Source organism: Burkholderia sp. NFPP32 (assembly GCF_900119325.1).
In the GTDB taxonomy this organism is placed as follows: domain Bacteria; phylum Pseudomonadota; class Gammaproteobacteria; order Burkholderiales; family Burkholderiaceae; genus Burkholderia; species Burkholderia pyrrocinia_C.
In genome coordinates this window covers 132,506-148,942 of record NZ_FPJP01000010.1, presented here as the reverse complement: position 1 = coordinate 148,942, position 16,437 = coordinate 132,506, and the positions used below count along the sequence as shown (strand labels likewise).

The following is a 16,437-nucleotide window of genomic DNA, read 5'->3' as shown; positions in this document are numbered from 1 at the left end:
CGCACGGCCCCCCGCATCGCGCGGCCGGCCTGCGAGCAGTGCGATCAGGCCGGCTTGTGCAGCCCCGCGACCGGATCGTTCGCGGCGGGCATCTCTTCCGCGAGCGACGTGAGCTGGCGGCCCGTATCGCGCCATGCGTCGAGGCCGCCGCGCAGCGCAAGCGCATCGGTGAAGCCTGCGTCGAGCAGGCGCTTCGCCATCAGCGCGGCCGTCACTTCGTTCGGACACGAGCAGAACACGACGAACTTCTGCGTGAGCGGATAGCGCGCGGCGATGTCGCCGATCTGCCGCTCGTCGGCGAACTGCGCGCCGGGAATCGTGAACGGGTCGAGCTTGCGGTGCTCGGGCGAGCGCACGTCGAGCACCACCGGCGCGGTGGCGTCGCGCAGCAGCAGGTCGAGTTCGTCGACGCCGATCCGTGCGTTCGCGAGCTGGCGGATCAGCGCGCGGCGGCGCATCCAGCGCACGGCCGCATAGATCGCCAGCAGCGCGACGATGACCAGCAGCACCGCGCGGCCGAGGTGGCTCGCGCCGGCGAACAGCCAGTCGATCTGCCGGTAGAACACGATTCCGGCCACCAGCCCGACGATGGTCCACACCGCGGCGCCGAGCGCGTCGTAGCCGGCGAACGTGCGATACCGCGTGCCGAGCGCGCCGGCCATCGGCACCGACACGAGCGACAGCCCGGGGATGAAGCGTGCGACGGCGAGCACGCGCACGCCGTAGCGGCCGAAGAAGCGCTCGGTCTTGCGCACGCAGGTATCGCGCGACAGCGACAGCCGGCAGATCGTCTTCAGCGTCGTGCCGCCGTAACGCCGCCCGGCGACGTACCAGACGGTGTCGCCGATCAGTGCGCCGAGCACCGACAGCGCGACTACCGTCACGAGCTGCGAGCCGATCATCGCCGGATGCATCGCGGACATCGCCCCGAACAGCACGAGCGTCGGCATCGCGGGCACCGGCAGGCCGATGGCCGCCGCGAGCACGTTGGCGAACACGAGAAGCGGCCCGTACTGGGCGACGAGGTCACGGAGGAGCATGACGGCTGGCCGAAAAGGAAGTGCGTGGGCAGGAAACGCAGATGGGCCGATTATCGGCCATTTTCAAGACAGCGGCGGGAATGACGCAAAGCGCCTGACGGCGGCAGGGGAATGCCGGTGAGCCGGCGCGTTGCGCGCGGCTCACCGTGCGAAATCAGGAGGGAGTGCGGGCAAGCGACGCGGCGCCATGGTTTTCGCCGGGCAGCTCGGCGCCGTGCGAGCGGATCGCCGCGATCAGTTCGGCCGGCGTGATCTCGTAGCGGACCTCGCGGTGGATGCCGGGCTTGCGTTCGTCGATCTCGATCAGCAACACGCTCTTGCCGTCGCCGGTTGCTTCGAGCCGGAGCGACCGCAGTTGGCGACCGTCGGCCGCGTCGTGTTCGGTGAGCAGGGTCATTGCCCCGGATGAGCCGGTTGTGCGCATCGAACCTATCCTCGTGTCGTGGGTGCCGTAACGGCGAAGATGTGTTTGTTGAATACAGCTTGTCGCAGTTTAACGCGAACGGGCCGCAACACGGAGCATTTTCGTTGGGGTGAAATGAGGGTTGTACCGCACATCCTTCTGATGTTTGACCCGCGCCGGGCGGGCGTTTCAGCCGGATCGCGCGCGGCCGGGGCCGGCGCCTGACCGGCGTTCTCGGCCGCGCCGGCGCGGGCGGCGACACGCGGTGCAACACACGTCGCCGCATCGCCGCGGCGGCGTCAGAAGCGGTCGGCCAGCCCCATCGCCGGGTCGCTGACCGAGTGGCGGCCCGTTTCGACGCGGCCGGCCACGCGGCGCGAGAAGCTCGCGTCGCTGTCGGCGGTGACGATGAAGTCGTACCAGTGGCCGGTCGAGTCGAGCTTCCAGTGCAGCTCGGACTGGTCGCCGGGGCGCACCGTGACAATCCACGTGGTGCCCGTGCCGTTGCCATTGCCGTAATAGTGGCCCTGGTTGTTGCCGTCCTCGTTGCCGTGGCCACGATCGTCGTTCGCGCCGCGGCCGGGCAGCGGCCCGTAGACCTGGTTCGACTTCACCGTGAAGCGCACCGTGCCGCCGCCGTCGTTGCGCAGCCGCAGGTGGAGGTTGCCGCTCGCGCCAGCATAGCCGACGCGCACTTCCGGACGAGGCGCGCGGGCGCCGGCCAGGCGGCTCAGGTCGCCGGTGAAGCGGCGGTGATAGCCGTTCGGGCCGAGCACCCACAGGTCATATTTGCCGCCGTTGTCGGCGCGCGCGGCCCAGTCGCCGTGCAGTGTCTTGCCCGGCTCGACGACGTAGCGCCGCGGCAGGCGCTCGAGGTGCAGCTTGTCATAGACGTGAAACACGGCGGCGGCGCGGCCCGTGTTCGCGAACTTCAGCGTGACCGTGCCGGTGGCGGCATCGGTGCGCGCGCTCGCATGCAGCTCGTACGGCAACGCGCGCGACGGGCGCACGCCGGTGGCCTGCGCGGGCAGCGCCGGCGCGGCCGGCGGCACGATCTTCGGCGCGGCCTGCTGCGCGGCGCTCAGCGCGTCGACCTGGCTTTTCGTCGTATGGCCCGCGAGCGTCGGCAGCGGTTCGTTGTTCGGCGAGCGGAAGTTGAACGCGCTCGTCAGGTCGCCGCACACCGCGCGGCGATACGCGCTGATCTGCGGTTCGGCGACACCGAAGCGCTTCTCGAGGAAGAGCAGTGTCGACGTATGGTCGAACACCTGCGAATTGACCCAGCCGCCGCGGCTCCACGGCGACACGACCCACATCGGCACGCGCGGACCGGGGCCGTACGGGCGGCCGTCCGCCGCCGGCTGGCTCGACGTGGCCGGCGCGAAGTCGTGGTACTCGACGGCGACGTCGGCGTCCCGCAGCGTGTGGCCGCCCGCGAGCGTGCCGTCGGCGTTGCGCGACGGCACGGCCGGCGACGGCATGTGGTCGAAGAAGCCGTCGTTCTCGTCGAAGTTGACCAGCAGCACCGTCTTGCTCCACACCTCCGGGTTCGCCGTCAGCGCATCGAGCACGGCCTGCACGTACCAGCCGCCCTGCGCGGGGCTCGACGGTCCCGGGTGTTCGCTGTACGCGGACGGCGGGATGATCCACGACACTTCCGGCAGCTTGCCGTTGCGGATGTCGTCGCGCAACGTTTCGAGAAAGCCGTACGGCATCGTGTTGCCGAAGCCCTTCGCGAGCGGGCTCAGCGGATCGTCGATCGCCGGATCGTAGAACGCGCCGGCCGCCGTCACGGGCTGCGTGATGTCCGTCGACGCGACGTAGGCGGGCCGGCGCTCGGCCGGCATCTGCTCGATCGCCGCGCGCCAGTGGCGGAAGCTCATCATCTCGTTGCAGCCGAAATTGTCGATCAGGCTCTGGTAGACCTTCCAGTTCACGCCGGCCTGCTGCAGCCGGTCGGCATAGGTCGTCCAGGTCCAGCCCTGGCTCGACGGGCCGATGTCGTTGCCGCCGTTGAACTGGTTGTTCAGCGCGGCGATCTTCACGCGGCTGCCGTCGGCCGGGCTGATGCCGTTCGGGCCGTTGGTGCCGCTCCAGTAGAACAGGCGGTTCGCGATCGTGCCGGTGTGCATCCCGCAGTGGTAGTGGTCGCACAGCGTGAACGCATCGGCGAGCGCGCGCTGGAACGGCACTTCCGCCGCGTCGTAATAGCCCATCGACAGCGGCGTTTTCGCGTCGGGCCAGCGGTTCATCCGGCCGTGATCCCATGCGGCCTGCGCATCGGCCCACGCGTGCGGCGTGCCGCCCGCGCGCTGCGCGTTGCCCTGGCTCGCGTCGAGGTGATACGGCGTGCAGGTCGTGGCGGGCGTCGCCTTGGTGTACGTCTGGTAGAACACGTCGCGGCCGTTCGGCGACGGCACCGCGAAGCGGTCGCCGTAGCCGCGCACGCCCTTGAACGTGCCGAAGTAGCTGTCGAATGCGCGGTTCTCCATCATCAGCAGCACGACGTGCTTGACGTCCTTGATGGTCCCCGTTTCGTGAAACGCGGGAATGGCGAGAGCGCGGCGGATGCTTGGCGGAAACGCGGCGAGCGCGGCGGCGGCGAGGCCGGAAGTGGCCGTCTGCTGAAGGAATTTGCGGCGTGACGTCATGGCGTTCGGATCCTGTGATGGTGGGAGCGTTCGTGACTTCGTCTGGATGCGCCCGTGCGTCGTCCCCCCCCGGGACGAGCCGCGACGCGTGTGCGTGCGAGTACGTCGGCCGCGCGTGGCGGATCTGCGTGCATCGCGCGACGCGTGGCGTCGAGCGGTGTCGCGCGGATGCATCGGCCGTCGTCGCGGTCCTGCGCGCCGCGCGCTCGTGATGCGCGGGCAGGACGTCGGCACACACCGGCCCGGCGCATGCCGGGCTGGGCGGCGTCCAGTCTAGGGAGCCGACATGACGTCGACGTGATGAAGAAATGACATCGCATGTCGTGCGCGTGACGTTGTGTGCGCAACGATTATTCCGGACACGATGCGTGACGGAAGAGGGTAAGGAATTACCGATCGCCGCATGCGGAACCGGTCATATTTTTCCGAATCACGGCCTGCGGCGTGATCGTGTGTCGTTGCAGATACAACGGCATCGCGCGACGACGTGTCGCCCATGTTTCAAATGCATGAAATCGGCTAAGCTCGAAACGTCGCTGCGCGTGTGCGCAGTCCGCGCCCCCGGCGCGACTTTTCGGACCGGCCCACCCATGACCGACATCAAGATCCGGCACAGCGAGACGCACGACGTCGATGCGATCCGGCAGATCGCCGCCCATCCCGCGGTGTACATGAATACGTTGCAGTATCCGTTTCCGTCGCTCGAGAAATGGCGGAAGCGACTCGAAAACGCGCACGAGCGCGGCGTGAGCCTCGTCGCCGAAATCGACGGCGCGGTGGTCGGCCATCTCGGCCTGCAGTTCGAGCCGAATCCGCGCCGGCGCCATGCGGCGGGGCTCGGCATGATGGTCGACGCGGCTCGTCACGGGCGCGGCGTCGGCAGCCGGCTGCTCGCGGCCGCGATCGATCTCGCGGAAAACTGGCTGAACATCACGCGCCTCGAGTTGACCGTGTTCACCGACAACCGCGCGGCGATCGCGCTCTACGAGAAGCACGGTTTCCGGATCGAAGGCGAATCGCCGGGCTATGCATTGCGCGACGGCGCGCATGCGGCCGTATATCACATGGCGCGGATCAAGGGCCGGCAGTGAACGGGCTGCCGGCGCGGGCGTGACGGAACGCGCGGCCACGGTGCCGCGCGTCATATTCATTCGAGAATTCGTTCGTTTTCCGCAGGCTGCGCCGGTCGTATCGTTGATCGATTTGCCGGTCGCTCCGGCCGGCGTGCGCTTTTTTCGCTTCGATGCGCGTGCCATGCGCCGCTGAGTTCCGGCGTGCGTCGTGCCGCAGGCCGGTGCGTTTCATCGTTTCAAGAATATCGCTTCATGGTCATCGTTTCGCACGACACATCTTCCCGCAACCGTCTCTTTCAACGGAACCTGCCTCGATGAAAACCGCTCTCCGGAATCTGACTGCCGCCTGCCTGTTCGCCGCCGCGGGTGCGGCGTTTGCCGCTGCCGCGCCTTCGGGCGCCGCGGTGGCGAGCGCTTCGCCCGAAGGCGCGCATCTGCCGCCCGGCATCGCGTGGCAGCACGGTGATGTCGATGCTGCCTTCGCGCTGGCGAAGCGCACCGGCAAGCCGCTGCTGCTGTACTGGGGCGCGGTGTGGTGCCCGTCGTGCAACCAGGTGAAGTCGACCATCTTCAGCCAGCAGGCATTCAAGACCCGCTCGTCGTTTTTCGTGCCCGTGTATCTCGACGGCGATACCGAAAGCGCTCAGAAGCTCGGCGAGCGTTTCAAGGTGCACGGCTATCCGACGATGATCCTGTTCCGCCCCGACGGCACCGAAGTGACGCGGCTGCCGGGCGAGGCCGATCTCGACCGCTACATGCAGGCGCTGTCGCTCGGGATGACGGCCGCGCATCCGGTGCGGCAGACGCTCGCGACTGCGCTGAAGAACGGCGCGTCGCTGACGCCGGACGAATGGCGTCTGCTGGCCGACTATTCGTGGGACACCGACGGCGCACTGCCGGTGCCGGCCGATCGTGTCGCCGAGACGCTGCAGTCGCTCGCGCAACGCGCGCGGGCGGCCGGCGCGAAGGCCGAATCGGCGCGGTTTGCGTTGAAGTCCGCGGTGGTCGCCGCGTCGGACGATCCGGCGCAGGCCGGCGCGCTCGACAAGGCGGCGCTCGCCGATTCGCTGCGCGCGGTGCTGCACGATCCCGCGCTGGCGCGGGCCGATTCGGACGTGCTGGTCGCGGCACCCGCGCGCGTGGTCGCGTATCTCGGCGGCGACGACGCGCAGCGCGCGAAATTGCGCGGTGCGTACGACACGGCGCTCGCGCGCCTGTCGACCGACACCACGCTGTCGTCGATCGACCGGCTGATGGCGCTGCACGGCCGCGTGCTGCTTGCGCGCGGCGACGCGCGCAAGGGCGCGCCGCTCGCTGCGCCGGCGCTGGCCGATACCGCGCGCAAGCAGATTGCCGCGTCGGTGCAGGGCGCCGCGAATGCATATGAACGGCAGGCGCTCGTCAGCGAAGGCGCGGACACGCTGACCGACGCGGGGCTGTACGACGAGTCGGATGCATTGCTGAAGGCCGAGCTGCCGCGTTCGTCGACGCCGTATTACTTCATGTCAGGGCTGGCCGCGAATGCGAAGGCGCGCGGCGACAAGGCCGCGGCGCTCGACTGGTATCGCAAGGCATACGACTCGGCGAGTGGGCCGGCGACGAAGCTGCGCTGGGGCGCGACCTATTTTGCGAATGCGGTCGAACTGGCGCCGGACGATTCGGCGCGTATCGAAGGGATTGCCGCGAGCGTGCTCGCACAGGCCGACAAGACCCGGGACGCGTTCTACGGCGCGAACCTGCGCGCATTGACGAAGGTCGTCACGCAATTGAACCGCTGGCGCAGCGGCGGCGCGCACGATGCGTCGGTCCGGTCGGTCGTGAAGCAGTTCGACGGCGTATGCGGGAAACTGCCCGCGGGCGATCCGCAGGCAGCGGCGTGCGCGAAGCTGATCCAGCCCGTGAAGGCATAACGACGCACTCGCACATCGGCGAGCGGGCCGGACGATAGATTACCGGCCCGACTCCGACGACGCGCCGCGATCGCTGCCGTATCCGGCGTCGTGCTGACGGGCAATCTTCGCTTCGGCGGAAACGATGCTGGCCGGATAGAACCAGTCGCTCGACTGGAAGCCGGCCTGCTTGAGCGCCTTCACTTCGGCGTGGACCTGCGCGCGCGTCAGCGGCTGGTTCGACTGCGCTTGCGCGGCGAGCGGGGCCGATACGACCAGGGCAATGGCAACGGCTTGGATCAGGCGCTTCATGATCGGGACCTCCAGGATTCCGGTGATTCGCCGCGCTTCGTTCGTCGAAGCGCCGGGCGACGTTGAAACCAGTGTAGGCCGGGGCGGGCGCGCGAAAAATGCGATCGCGCCCAACGCAGTGTTTTGCTGCGGGTAACAATGGGCAGGCGGTGGCGGGCGATGCCGGATGTCGGCTTGACAACAGTGACGGGCGACGCGACACGCGAGCCGCGCGGCGGTGCGGAGCCGACCGGCTCCGGTGAGCGGGAATTGAAATCGGACCGGATGCGAACTCCGGAATCCGTTCCGGTTCGCATGCGGTCCGATCGAGTAACGCGGGTCGGGCTCGAAGAGGCCGGCCGCGATGATGCGGCAGGCCGGGAGGCGGTGTACGGAACGCCGCCTCATGCAGGCGCTTACACGAGCCCCGTCGTGTAGTACACCGCGATCACGAAGAACACCGCGAGCGTCTTGATGACGGTGACCGCGAAGATGTCGCGATACGACTCGCGGTGCGTGAGGCCCGTGACTGCGAGCAGCGTGATGACCGCGCCGTTGTGCGGCAGCGTGTCCATGCCGCCGCTCGCCATCGCGACGACCCGGTGCAGCACGTCCATCGGAATGTTGGCTGCCTGCGCGCCCTTGATGAACAGGTCCGACATCGCGGCCAGCGCGATGCTCATGCCGCCCGACGCCGAGCCCGTGATGCCGGCGAGCGAGCTGACCGACACGGCCGCGTTGACGAGCGGGTTCGGGATGCTCTTCAGCGCATCGCCGACGACCAGGAAGCCCGGCAGCGCGGCGATCACGCCGCCGAAGCCGTATTCCGATGCAGTGTTCATCGCGGCGAGCAGTGCGCCGCCGACGGCGGCTTTCGAGCCGGCCGCGAAGCGATCGCTGACGCGATTGAACGCGGTCAGCACGACCAGCACGATGCCGAGCAGCAGCGCCGCCTCGACCGACCAGATCGCGACGACGGTCTTGATCGACGTCGTCACCGGCGTGTGCACGCCCGGCAGCACGTCCGGTGCGACCGTGTACGACGCGGCGCCATACCACTGCGGGATCAGCTTCGTGAACAGGAAGTTCGACACGCCGACGAGGATCAGCGGCAGGATCGCGAGCGCCGGGTGCGGCAGCGACGTCGCCTCGACGCGCTCGGGCTCGTTGACGAGCGACGTGCCGTAGCCTTCGCCCTTCGCCATCGCCGAGCGGCGGCGCCATTCCAGATAAGAGAGGCCGACGACGACGATGAACAGCGAGCCGATCGTGCCGAGTGCCGGTGCGGCCCACGCGGTCGTCTTGAAGAACGTGGTCGGGATGATGTTCTGGATCTGCGGCGTGCCGGGCAGCGAATCCATCGTGAACGAGAACGCGCCGAGCGCGATCGCGCCGGGCATCAGCCGCTTCGGAATGTTGCTCTGGCGATAGAGTTCGGCCGCGAACGGATAGACCGCGAACACCACGACGAACAGCGACACGCCGCCATAGGTGAGCAGCGCGCACACCGCGACGATCACCGCATTCGCGCGCGAGCGGCCGATGTAGCGGATCGCCGCATGGACGATCGACTCGGAGAACCCGGACAGTTCGATCACCTTGCCGAACACCGCGCCGAGCATGAATACCGGGAAATACAGTTTGACGAAGCCGACCATCTTCTCCATGAAGATGCCGGAGAAGACCGGTGCGACGGCGGCGGGTTCGGTCAGGAGCACCGCGCCGAGCGCGGCGATCGGCGCGAACAGGATCACGCTGTAGCCGCGATACGCGGCGTACATCAGGAACGCCAGCGCGGCGAGGACGATCACGAAAGACAAGGGGAGTCTCCTAATGGCTTTGGTTGTTGTTCGATCGCGCGACGCGCCGCGGACCGGCTCAGGTTCGTGCAGGTTTCGTGCCATCGGCCGGATTGCGCCGCCGGACATGGGTCCGGCGGAGACCGGCGGGCCCGCGCCGGTCCATGTCTGACGATTCTACAGAAAACGTCTCCATTTGGAGACGTTATGGCCATCCGGCCAGCTCGTGAAATCGGGCAGGACTTTCCCGGACAAGCCGTTGTGGCGTGTCTCCAGAGTGAGATAATCCGTCTCGTTCTGGAGACGTCCGGTCGAAAATACATGGAGACGAAGACACGATGATGAACGACTGGGCCCGCCTGCCCGTCAACTACGGCGACGTGCTGCGGCGCGCCGCCGAGTCGCTGTTCCGGACCTTCGAGGATTCGAGCGCGGGCACGGTGGTTGTCGATCGCGACGCCCGCGTCGTGTGGATGAACGAGCGTTACGCGGCGCGCTTCGGTTTCGCCGATCCGCAGCAGGCCGTCGGCCTCGACTGCGAGGCCGTGATCCCGAACAGCCTGATGCGCGAGGTCGTATCGACCGGGCAGCCGATCCTGCTCGACATCATGGAGACGGGCCGCGAGCCGCTCGTCGTCACGCGCCTGCCGCTGAAGAACGAGGCCGGCGAGACGGTCGGCGCGATCGGCTTCGCGCTGTTCGACCAGTTGAAGACGCTTACGCCGATCTTTTCCCGCTACGTGCAGCTTCAGCAGCAGCTGATCGCGACGCAGCGTTCGCTCGCACAGGCGCGCCGCGCGAAATACACGTTCGCGAGCTTCGTCGGCACGAGTGCCGCGAGCCTCGAAACCAAGCGCCAGGCGCGGCGGGCCGCGCAGGTCGATTCGCCGGTGCTGCTGCTCGGCGAGACGGGCACCGGCAAGGAGCTGCTCGCGCACGCGATCCACGCGGCTTCGGCGCGTGCGCTCCAGCCGCTCGTGACCGTCAACGTCGCTGCGATTCCCGACACGCTGCTCGAAACCGAATTCTTCGGCGCGGCGCCCGGTGCGTACACGGGCGCCGACCGCAAGGGGCGCGTCGGCAAGTTCGAGCTGGCCGATCGCGGCACGCTGTTTCTCGACGAGATCGGCGACATGCCGCTGCCGTTGCAGGGCAAGCTGCTGCGCGTGCTGCAGGACAAGGAGTTCGAGCCGGTCGGCTCGAACCGGATCGTGCGCGCGGACGTCCGGATCATTGCCGCGACGTCGGCCGACCTGCCGGCGCTCGTGGAGGCCGGGCGTTTTCGCGCGGATCTCTATTACCGGCTCAATGTGCTGACGATCCACGCACCGCCGCTGCGCGAGCGGGCGTCGGACATCGCGGCGCTCGTATACGCGACGCTCGAGGAACTGGCCGCGCAGCACGGACGCGCCGCGCACTGCGAGCTGACCGACGACGCGCTGCGGATGCTGTGTGCGTATCCGTGGCCGGGCAACGTGCGCGAGTTGCGCAATACGCTCGAACGCGCGCTGATGCTGTCGGACCGTTCGGTGATCGATGCGCGTGCGCTCGCGCCGTTCCTCGGGCCGGTACGCATATCGACGGACGGCGCATCGCCGGCGCAGCGTGTTGCCGCAGCGCCGGTCGAGCGGGGCGCGGGTGGCGCGTCCGGTGCATCCGGTGCGCCGGTCGCTTCGTATGCCGATGCATTGGCGGCGTGGGAGCGCCAGTTCCTGATCGACGCGCTGGCGGCCTGCGACGGCAAGGTCATGGAAGCCGCCGCGCGCATCGGGATCGGCCGCGCGACGCTGTACAAGAAGCTGGCGGCGCTGGGCATCGACCGGTAGGCCGATCGGCGGCGCCGATGCGGCCGGAGTTGAAGCATCGAACAGGAGATCACGATGAAACGGATCGGTATCGCAGGTTGGCTGACCCTGTTGCTGGCAACCTCCGCGCTCGCGCAGTCCGGCGACGCGGATGCGCCCGAGGCGCGACGCAACTGGTACAACGATCCGTTCGTCGCGCTGTCGCAGGACCTGGCCGAATGCCCGCTGCCGCTCGGCCCGTGGATGACCCGCGCCGAGATGACGGACGACGCGCATTACCGCGCCGAACGCGGTACCACCTGCTGGCTCGCGCATCGCTGCACGAAACCGAATTCGTATATGTATGACGCGCCGATCGCCGATGCCGCGAAGGCGCACTTCGCAGGCTCCGATCGCCTGCACGGTACGAGCCTGTGGATCACCGTGCAGCGGCGTTTCATCTATGTCGAAGGATGCGCGGATACGGCGTTCGATCGGCAGGCGCTGCAACGCGAACTCGAGGCGCTTCCGGACGTCGAGCAGGTGTTCGTTCGTATCACCGACGATCCGCGCCGGAGCTTGCCGTACAAGGCGCGCGGGCAACCGGGCCGCACGCCGAACTGACGACGGAAGGGCCGCGCATGGCATACTCGCGACATTCAAAAAATGGTTGACGGGAAGAATAATGAAACACATGCTTGCGTCGGTCTGTCGGTGGCCTCGGGTGGCCGGGTTGTTGGCTCTGGTTGCAGGGCTCGGCGGGTGCGGTGGCAGCGCGCCGCTGTTCACTTCGGACGGGCGCCCGACCACACAGGTGCAATGCACCGGCAGCGGCTGGAGCAATTGCACGGACAATGCCCGGGCCATGTGCAACGGGGATTTCGAAGTGATCCAGCAATCGACCGATGACACCGTGCGAAATCTTCTCTTCGCATGCAAGAAGAAAAGCGGTTACTGATCCCGAAATGACCGGCCGAGGAGACCGTGATCGGGCGAAGCGCTTTTCTGTTTGCTTGGAGTCGTCTATTTTTCACGAATAACACTCACGGAGTCCCATCCATATGGCGACCTACAGGCAACTGACCGCGCAGCTCGAACGACTTCAGCAAAAGATCGACAAGGAACGCGAAAAGGCGATTGCCGACGCGATTGCCGATATCCGCGCGAAAATCGACGAATACGACATCACGCCGGAAGAGCTCGGTTTTCGTCCGGTAGGTACCGGCGGCGCCGCTACCTCGAAGCCGAAGCGCACGTTGCCGCCGAAATACCTGAATCCGAAGACGGGCGAAACCTGGAGTGGCCGCGGGCGCGCGCCGGCGTGGCTCGGCAAGAATCGCGCACGTTTCCTGATCAAGGACTGACTCCCGAAAATCCTCACCTTTCGTGCGTTGACTGACGGTGCGAACGGCCATGCGGCCGTTGCACCGTTTTGTTTTTGCGCCGTCGCCATACGATTCCCGCTGACGAAATGCAGTGCAATGTCGCACGATTAACGGGTCACGTTTTGCGAATTCGCCGCGATTCGGCTGCTTATCGCGGTGAATTCCGGTAAACAACCGTGCAATTGCGCAGTGCATGCGCATTGGCATTCGCCATTTCCGCGGTGCCCGCCTGCTGCGGATTTCCATCACCTTTCGCGTGTTTGCGCGTTGTGCCGTGCAATTCCCGAAGATACTCACCATGGCTCCTGTAAATCCTCACCTTTGAGGAAGCGGCAGCGTCGCGCCATGTTGCTTGCGGTTTGCGGCGATGTCGCGTCGCGCTTGCGTTGCAGATCCATGGTGCGAGCGTTGACGTTCGTCGGGTAGTCGGCCGTTCGGCATATAGGCAGCCGCATGCGCTTCGCCTATGCTTGGGGTTCGCGTCGAGCGGCGCGCGGCCTGTCCGTGCCGTATGCCGCTCGGGCTGTCTTTCGTTACCGCAGGGAGCCGATGTGACCGTTCGCCATCTCGATGCGTTGTTCCAGCCCAAGTCCGTTGCGGTCGTCGGCGCGTCGTCGCGCGCGGGCAGTATCGGCGCGATGGTGTGGTCGCGCGTGCTCGACGGTGCGTTCGACGGGCCCGTGTGGCCCGTCAATCCGAAATATCGCGAGCTGAACGGGCATACGGTCGTCTCCGACGTCGACCGGCTGCCCGCGCCGCCGTCGGTAGCCGTGATCTGCACGCCGCCCGCGACCTGGGCCGGCATCGTGCGCAAGCTCGGCGAACTTGGCACGCGCGTCGCGGTGATCGTCGGTGAGGCGCGCACGGATGCCGATCGCACCGCACTCGATCGCACGCTGAAGGCGGCGAAGCCGTTCGTGCTCCGTATCGTCGGGCCCGGCAGCCTCGGCGTGCTGTCGCCCGCACGGCATGCGCATTTCGGCGCGCCGGCCTATACGGCGCGCTCGGGCGGCGTCGCGTGGGTGTCGCAATCGAATGCGCTGACGAACGCGGCGCTCGGCTGGGCCGATGCGCGGGGCCTCGGCTTTTCGCATGTCGTCGCGCTCGGCAGCGAGTCCGACGTCGATGCGGGCGACGTGCTCGACTATCTGGCGAGCGATCCCGGCACGCGCGCGATCCTGCTCGAACTCGATACCGTGCGCGCCGCGCGCAAGTTCATGTCGGCCGCACGTGCGGCCGCACGCAACAAGCCGGTGCTCGCGTTGCGCACCGGGCGCGCCGATCCCGGCGACGCGCTCTATACGGCGGCGTTCCAGCGCGCGGGGATGGTGCGCGTCGATGCGCTCGACGATCTGCTCGACGAGATCGAGACGCTCGGCGTCGGCCGTGTCACGGCGCGCGGCGCGGCGACGCTCGTGACGAGCGATGCGGGTGTCGCGAAACTGGCGGTCGATGCGGTCGCCGAGGTGCGCGACGTGCTGTCCGGCTGGTCGCCGGCTGCAACCTCGGCCGTGTCGGCCGCGCTGCCGCATCTGGCTGCGCCGGGCAATCCGCTGACGCTCGGCGACGACGCGCGCCCCGAGCACTTCGCCGCGGCGATCAAGGCGCTCGCGCCGTTCCCGCAAACGGGCACGCTGTTCGTCGTCCATTCGACGTCCCACAGCGCGCCGGCCGATTCGGTTGCGCGCACGCTGATCGAATCGCGGCAGTATGCGCATCGCGGCATCCTCGCATGTTTCTTCGGCGCGGTCGACGCGGCGACGCGCGATGCGCTGCACGCGAACGGCATTCCCGTACACACGACACCGCAGCGGCTCGCGCGCGCGTATGCGCGTCTCGTCGACTACAACCTCGGGCGGCAACTGCTGATGCAGACGCCCGAGGGCACGCCGCTGCAGCCGGCCGAGTGCGTTGCGTCCGCACAGGCCGACGCGCGCCGGATGGTCGAAGCCGGCCAGCATGAACTGGCCGGCGAAGCCGCGCTGCGCTGGCTGTCCCATTTCGGCCTGCAAGGCCAGCCGGCGGGCGAGCCGGCCGGCGCGAAAATTGTCGACGTCAACGTCGACATGTACGACGATTCGAACTTCGGTCCGGTGTTTCGCTATGCCGTGCCGCCTGCGGACGGCGTGTCGGCGCCATTCGTCGTCTACGGCCTGCCGCCGCTGAACACCGTGCTCGCCCGCGCGGTGATGGAGCGCTCGCCGTATGCGCGCCGTACGCCCGTCGAGCCGACGCTCGACGCGTTGACGGCGCTGTCGCAGGTCGTCTGCGACGTGCGCGAAGTCGTCGCGATGTCCGTCACGCTGCGTGTGTTGTCCGATCGCGCGCAGGTGATCGCGCCGCGCATCACGCTAGCCACGGGGCGCAGCCGGCTTGCGATCATGCCGTATCCGCGCCACCTCGAGCAGACGCTCGAGTGGCGCGGCGAGACGGTGACGATCCGTCCGATCCGTCCGGAAGACGAGGCCGCGCATAACGAACTGCTCGGCGCGATGACGCCGGACGATCTGCGGATGCGTTTCTTCGGCGCGGTGCGTGGCTTCGATCATTCGCAGGTGGCGCGCATGACGCAGATCGACTACGACCGTGAGATGGCCCTCATCGTGTCGTACACCGATGTGTCGGGGCGCGACCATACGCTGGCGGTCGTGCGCGCGGTCGCCGATCCCGACAACGAGACGGCGGAGTTCGCGATCGCGGTGCGGCCCGATCAGAAGGGCAAGGGGCTCGGCCGGCTGCTGATGAACCGCATCATCGACTACGCACGCTCGCGCGGAACCGCATGGATGATCGGCGAGGCGCTGCGCGAGAACTCGGCGATGATCTCGCTCGCGAAGTCGTGCGGTTTTGAGGTGTCGACGACGGAGGAGCCGGGCGTCGTGGGTTTCAGGATGAAGTTGCAGCCGTAGGATCCTTCGGCTGCGTGAAGCGCGGCGCGATCGCTTGCAGTCGATGGCGCCAATCCCTCACCGTGTTGCGCCTGTTTTCATTCAGAGGTGCAAAACATTCGAGCCGGCATCTGGTACGAAACGCCCAAACATATCGGGCTCGTTCGGCTACGTCGATATCGACGCACGCATAGCGTCCGGAGGCGTTTTCTGTGTGCCGCATTATCGGCTCCGCACAGCCGTTTCACCCCATGCGTTCACGCGCATTCGCAACCGCGTTCCGGCCTCGCCAATCCGGAATCACCGCAAAGGTGAGACTTTTCGGGAGCCGCGAGTGAGCTTTTCCGGGGAAGCGTGGTGAGCCGATACGGGAGCGTTCGGTGAGCCTTCCCGGGAACGGCCGGTGAGCACCTGCGGGAGTCGCTGGTGAGCCTTTCCGGGGCACGTTGGTGAGGGTCTGCGGGAGATGTCGGTGAGCACATTCGGGAGACTTTGGTGAGGGTCTCCAGGAGCCTGGGGTGAGTTTTTTCGGGAGCTGTTGGTGAGCGTTTGCAGGACACCAGGGTGAGACTTTTCGGGAGCATGCGGATGCACGGCTCCCGCGAGCGCGGCGCCGGCCAATGCCGGCGTCACACACGGGTGCGGGCACGCATGAATCGTGCCCGGGATCAGATTCAGGCAGCGAGTTTCGACGCCGCGTCGTTCACCTGGTCGCGCGAAATCGCGAGTTCCTCGAGGTGCGGATCCGCATAGACGGCACCGGTTTCGCGCTCGAGGCGGGCGATCGTCAGCGCGCAACGCGCGGTGTCCTTCGGCATCGCGATGAAGCGCTTGACCGACTCGCCGGACGTGAATGCTTCGAACAGCGCGCCGCGCACGTCGTCCGGAAGCGTCTTGGTCCACTGGTACGGCTTGCCGTTGAACGTGATCGACGGCGGCAGCGTGCGTTCCTTCTTGGTCGCCGTGATGAGTCCGTAGGTGCGGGCCGCGTCGCCGATCTGCTCGGGCGAGAAGAGCTCGTCGGGCGTGATGTCGAACTGCTCGATGTAGTTCTCGATCGCCTGCATCGCGGCGGCACGATCGTCGCGCTTCTTCTGCGCGCGCGCGACGATATCGCGCAGCTCGTCCGCCTCCTCGGGCGTGATCGTGAAGCTTGCCTGCTTCTGCTGAAGTTCGGAGAAACGCTGGAATTCTTGATCGTTCAGAAGTTTGGCCATGACATCCATCGGACACG

14 protein-coding genes are annotated in these 16,437 nt (G+C 67.4%); 8 read left to right on the top strand and 6 right to left on the bottom strand.

The features are described 5' to 3' along the window. Positions 1–44: 44 nt before the first annotated feature. The 3 genes from BT264_RS20075 to BT264_RS20065 form a co-directional block, all read right to left on the bottom strand. Positions 45–1,040 carry a DedA family protein/thiosulfate sulfurtransferase GlpE gene (locus BT264_RS20075; protein ID WP_072440046.1) on the bottom strand — a complete coding sequence of 332 codons (996 nt, stop codon included), beginning with the start codon at positions 1,038–1,040 and terminating at the stop codon, positions 45–47. A gap of 154 nt (positions 1,041–1,194) precedes the next feature. Then, positions 1,195–1,464 (bottom strand): hypothetical protein, encoded by a 270-nt coding sequence (locus BT264_RS20070; RefSeq protein ID WP_072440048.1) that lies wholly within the window; start codon positions 1,462–1,464, stop codon positions 1,195–1,197. Between the two features lie 278 nt (positions 1,465–1,742). Further along, a complete protein-coding gene (locus tag BT264_RS20065) occupies positions 1,743–4,094 on the bottom strand; it encodes a phosphocholine-specific phospholipase C (RefSeq protein ID WP_072440050.1) in 2,352 nt (783 codons plus the stop codon). Between the two features lie 590 nt (positions 4,095–4,684). Here BT264_RS20065 and BT264_RS20060 point away from each other — a divergent pair. The 3 genes from BT264_RS20060 (at position 4,685) to BT264_RS20055 (ending at position 7,077) form a co-directional block, all read left to right on the top strand. Beyond that, complete coding sequence (locus tag BT264_RS20060; RefSeq protein WP_072440052.1) at positions 4,685–5,185, top strand: GNAT family N-acetyltransferase; 501 nt, start codon at positions 4,685–4,687, stop codon at positions 5,183–5,185. 19 nt (positions 5,186–5,204) lie between these two features. Further along, positions 5,205–5,360: a hypothetical protein gene (locus BT264_RS39610; RefSeq protein WP_218173350.1), complete on the top strand. Its 156-nt coding sequence runs from the start codon at positions 5,205–5,207 to the stop codon at positions 5,358–5,360. A 121-nt stretch (positions 5,361–5,481) separates the two neighbouring features. Continuing rightward, positions 5,482–7,077, top strand: coding sequence for a thioredoxin family protein (locus BT264_RS20055; RefSeq protein ID WP_072440054.1), 1,596 nt, complete (start codon positions 5,482–5,484; stop codon positions 7,075–7,077). A 39-nt stretch (positions 7,078–7,116) separates the two neighbouring features. Here the strand turns inward: BT264_RS20055 and BT264_RS20050 are convergent, their stop codons facing one another. Together BT264_RS20050 and BT264_RS20045 are read right to left on the bottom strand one after the other, a co-directional pair. Further along, on the bottom strand, positions 7,117–7,368 hold the full coding sequence (locus BT264_RS20050; protein WP_072440056.1) for a DUF4148 domain-containing protein: 252 nt from the start codon (positions 7,366–7,368) through the stop codon (positions 7,117–7,119). A 395-nt stretch (positions 7,369–7,763) separates the two neighbouring features. Then, a complete protein-coding gene (locus tag BT264_RS20045) occupies positions 7,764–9,167 on the bottom strand; it encodes a GntP family permease (protein WP_034181616.1) in 1,404 nt (467 codons plus the stop codon). A 317-nt stretch (positions 9,168–9,484) separates the two neighbouring features. Between BT264_RS20045 and BT264_RS20035 the strand changes: the two genes are divergently transcribed. The 5 genes from BT264_RS20035 (at position 9,485) to BT264_RS20015 (ending at position 15,224) form a co-directional block, all read left to right on the top strand. After that, the gene (locus tag BT264_RS20035; RefSeq protein WP_072440059.1) at positions 9,485–10,972 is read left to right on the top strand and encodes a sigma-54 interaction domain-containing protein; all 1,488 of its coding nucleotides are present in this window, start codon (positions 9,485–9,487) and stop codon (positions 10,970–10,972) included. A 54-nt stretch (positions 10,973–11,026) separates the two neighbouring features. Next, positions 11,027–11,554 carry a BON domain-containing protein gene (locus tag BT264_RS20030; RefSeq protein ID WP_034181618.1) on the top strand — a complete coding sequence of 176 codons (528 nt, stop codon included), beginning with the start codon at positions 11,027–11,029 and terminating at the stop codon, positions 11,552–11,554. A 61-nt stretch (positions 11,555–11,615) separates the two neighbouring features. Then, a complete protein-coding gene (locus BT264_RS20025; protein WP_081938468.1) occupies positions 11,616–11,888 on the top strand; it encodes a hypothetical protein in 273 nt (90 codons plus the stop codon). 103 nt (positions 11,889–11,991) lie between these two features. Continuing rightward, on the top strand, positions 11,992–12,294 hold the full coding sequence (locus tag BT264_RS20020; protein ID WP_072440061.1) for an H-NS histone family protein: 303 nt from the start codon (positions 11,992–11,994) through the stop codon (positions 12,292–12,294). Between the two features lie 572 nt (positions 12,295–12,866). After that, positions 12,867–15,224, top strand: coding sequence for a GNAT family N-acetyltransferase (locus tag BT264_RS20015; protein ID WP_072440063.1), 2,358 nt, complete (start codon positions 12,867–12,869; stop codon positions 15,222–15,224). Between the two features lie 653 nt (positions 15,225–15,877). Here the strand turns inward: BT264_RS20015 and BT264_RS20010 are convergent. After that, on the bottom strand, positions 15,878–16,429 hold the full coding sequence (locus BT264_RS20010; RefSeq protein ID WP_034181621.1) for a hypothetical protein: 552 nt from the start codon (positions 16,427–16,429) through the stop codon (positions 15,878–15,880). Positions 16,430–16,437: the final 8 nt, after the last annotated feature.

What these genes read in the sequence shown, in the direction of transcription:
- BT264_RS20050 (WP_072440056.1), bottom strand. Translation starts at nt 7,368, where the DNA reads ATGAAGCGCCTGATCCAAGCCGTTGCCATTGCCCTGGTCGTATCGGCC.
- BT264_RS20055 (WP_072440054.1), top strand. Translation starts at nt 5,482, where the DNA reads ATGAAAACCGCTCTCCGGAATCTGACTGCCGCCTGCCTGTTCGCCGCC.
- BT264_RS20025 (WP_081938468.1), top strand. Translation starts at nt 11,616, where the DNA reads ATGAAACACATGCTTGCGTCGGTCTGTCGGTGGCCTCGGGTGGCCGGG.
- BT264_RS20065 (WP_072440050.1), bottom strand. Translation starts at nt 4,094, where the DNA reads ATGACGTCACGCCGCAAATTCCTTCAGCAGACGGCCACTTCCGGCCTC.
- BT264_RS20035 (WP_072440059.1), top strand. Translation starts at nt 9,485, where the DNA reads ATGATGAACGACTGGGCCCGCCTGCCCGTCAACTACGGCGACGTGCTG.
- BT264_RS20075 (WP_072440046.1), bottom strand. Translation starts at nt 1,040, where the DNA reads ATGCTCCTCCGTGACCTCGTCGCCCAGTACGGGCCGCTTCTCGTGTTC.
- BT264_RS20010 (WP_034181621.1), bottom strand. Translation starts at nt 16,429, where the DNA reads ATGGATGTCATGGCCAAACTTCTGAACGATCAAGAATTCCAGCGTTTC.
- BT264_RS20070 (WP_072440048.1), bottom strand. Translation starts at nt 1,464, where the DNA reads ATGCGCACAACCGGCTCATCCGGGGCAATGACCCTGCTCACCGAACAC.
- BT264_RS20030 (WP_034181618.1), top strand. Translation starts at nt 11,027, where the DNA reads ATGAAACGGATCGGTATCGCAGGTTGGCTGACCCTGTTGCTGGCAACC.
- BT264_RS20060 (WP_072440052.1), top strand. Translation starts at nt 4,685, where the DNA reads ATGACCGACATCAAGATCCGGCACAGCGAGACGCACGACGTCGATGCG.
- BT264_RS20020 (WP_072440061.1), top strand. Translation starts at nt 11,992, where the DNA reads ATGGCGACCTACAGGCAACTGACCGCGCAGCTCGAACGACTTCAGCAA.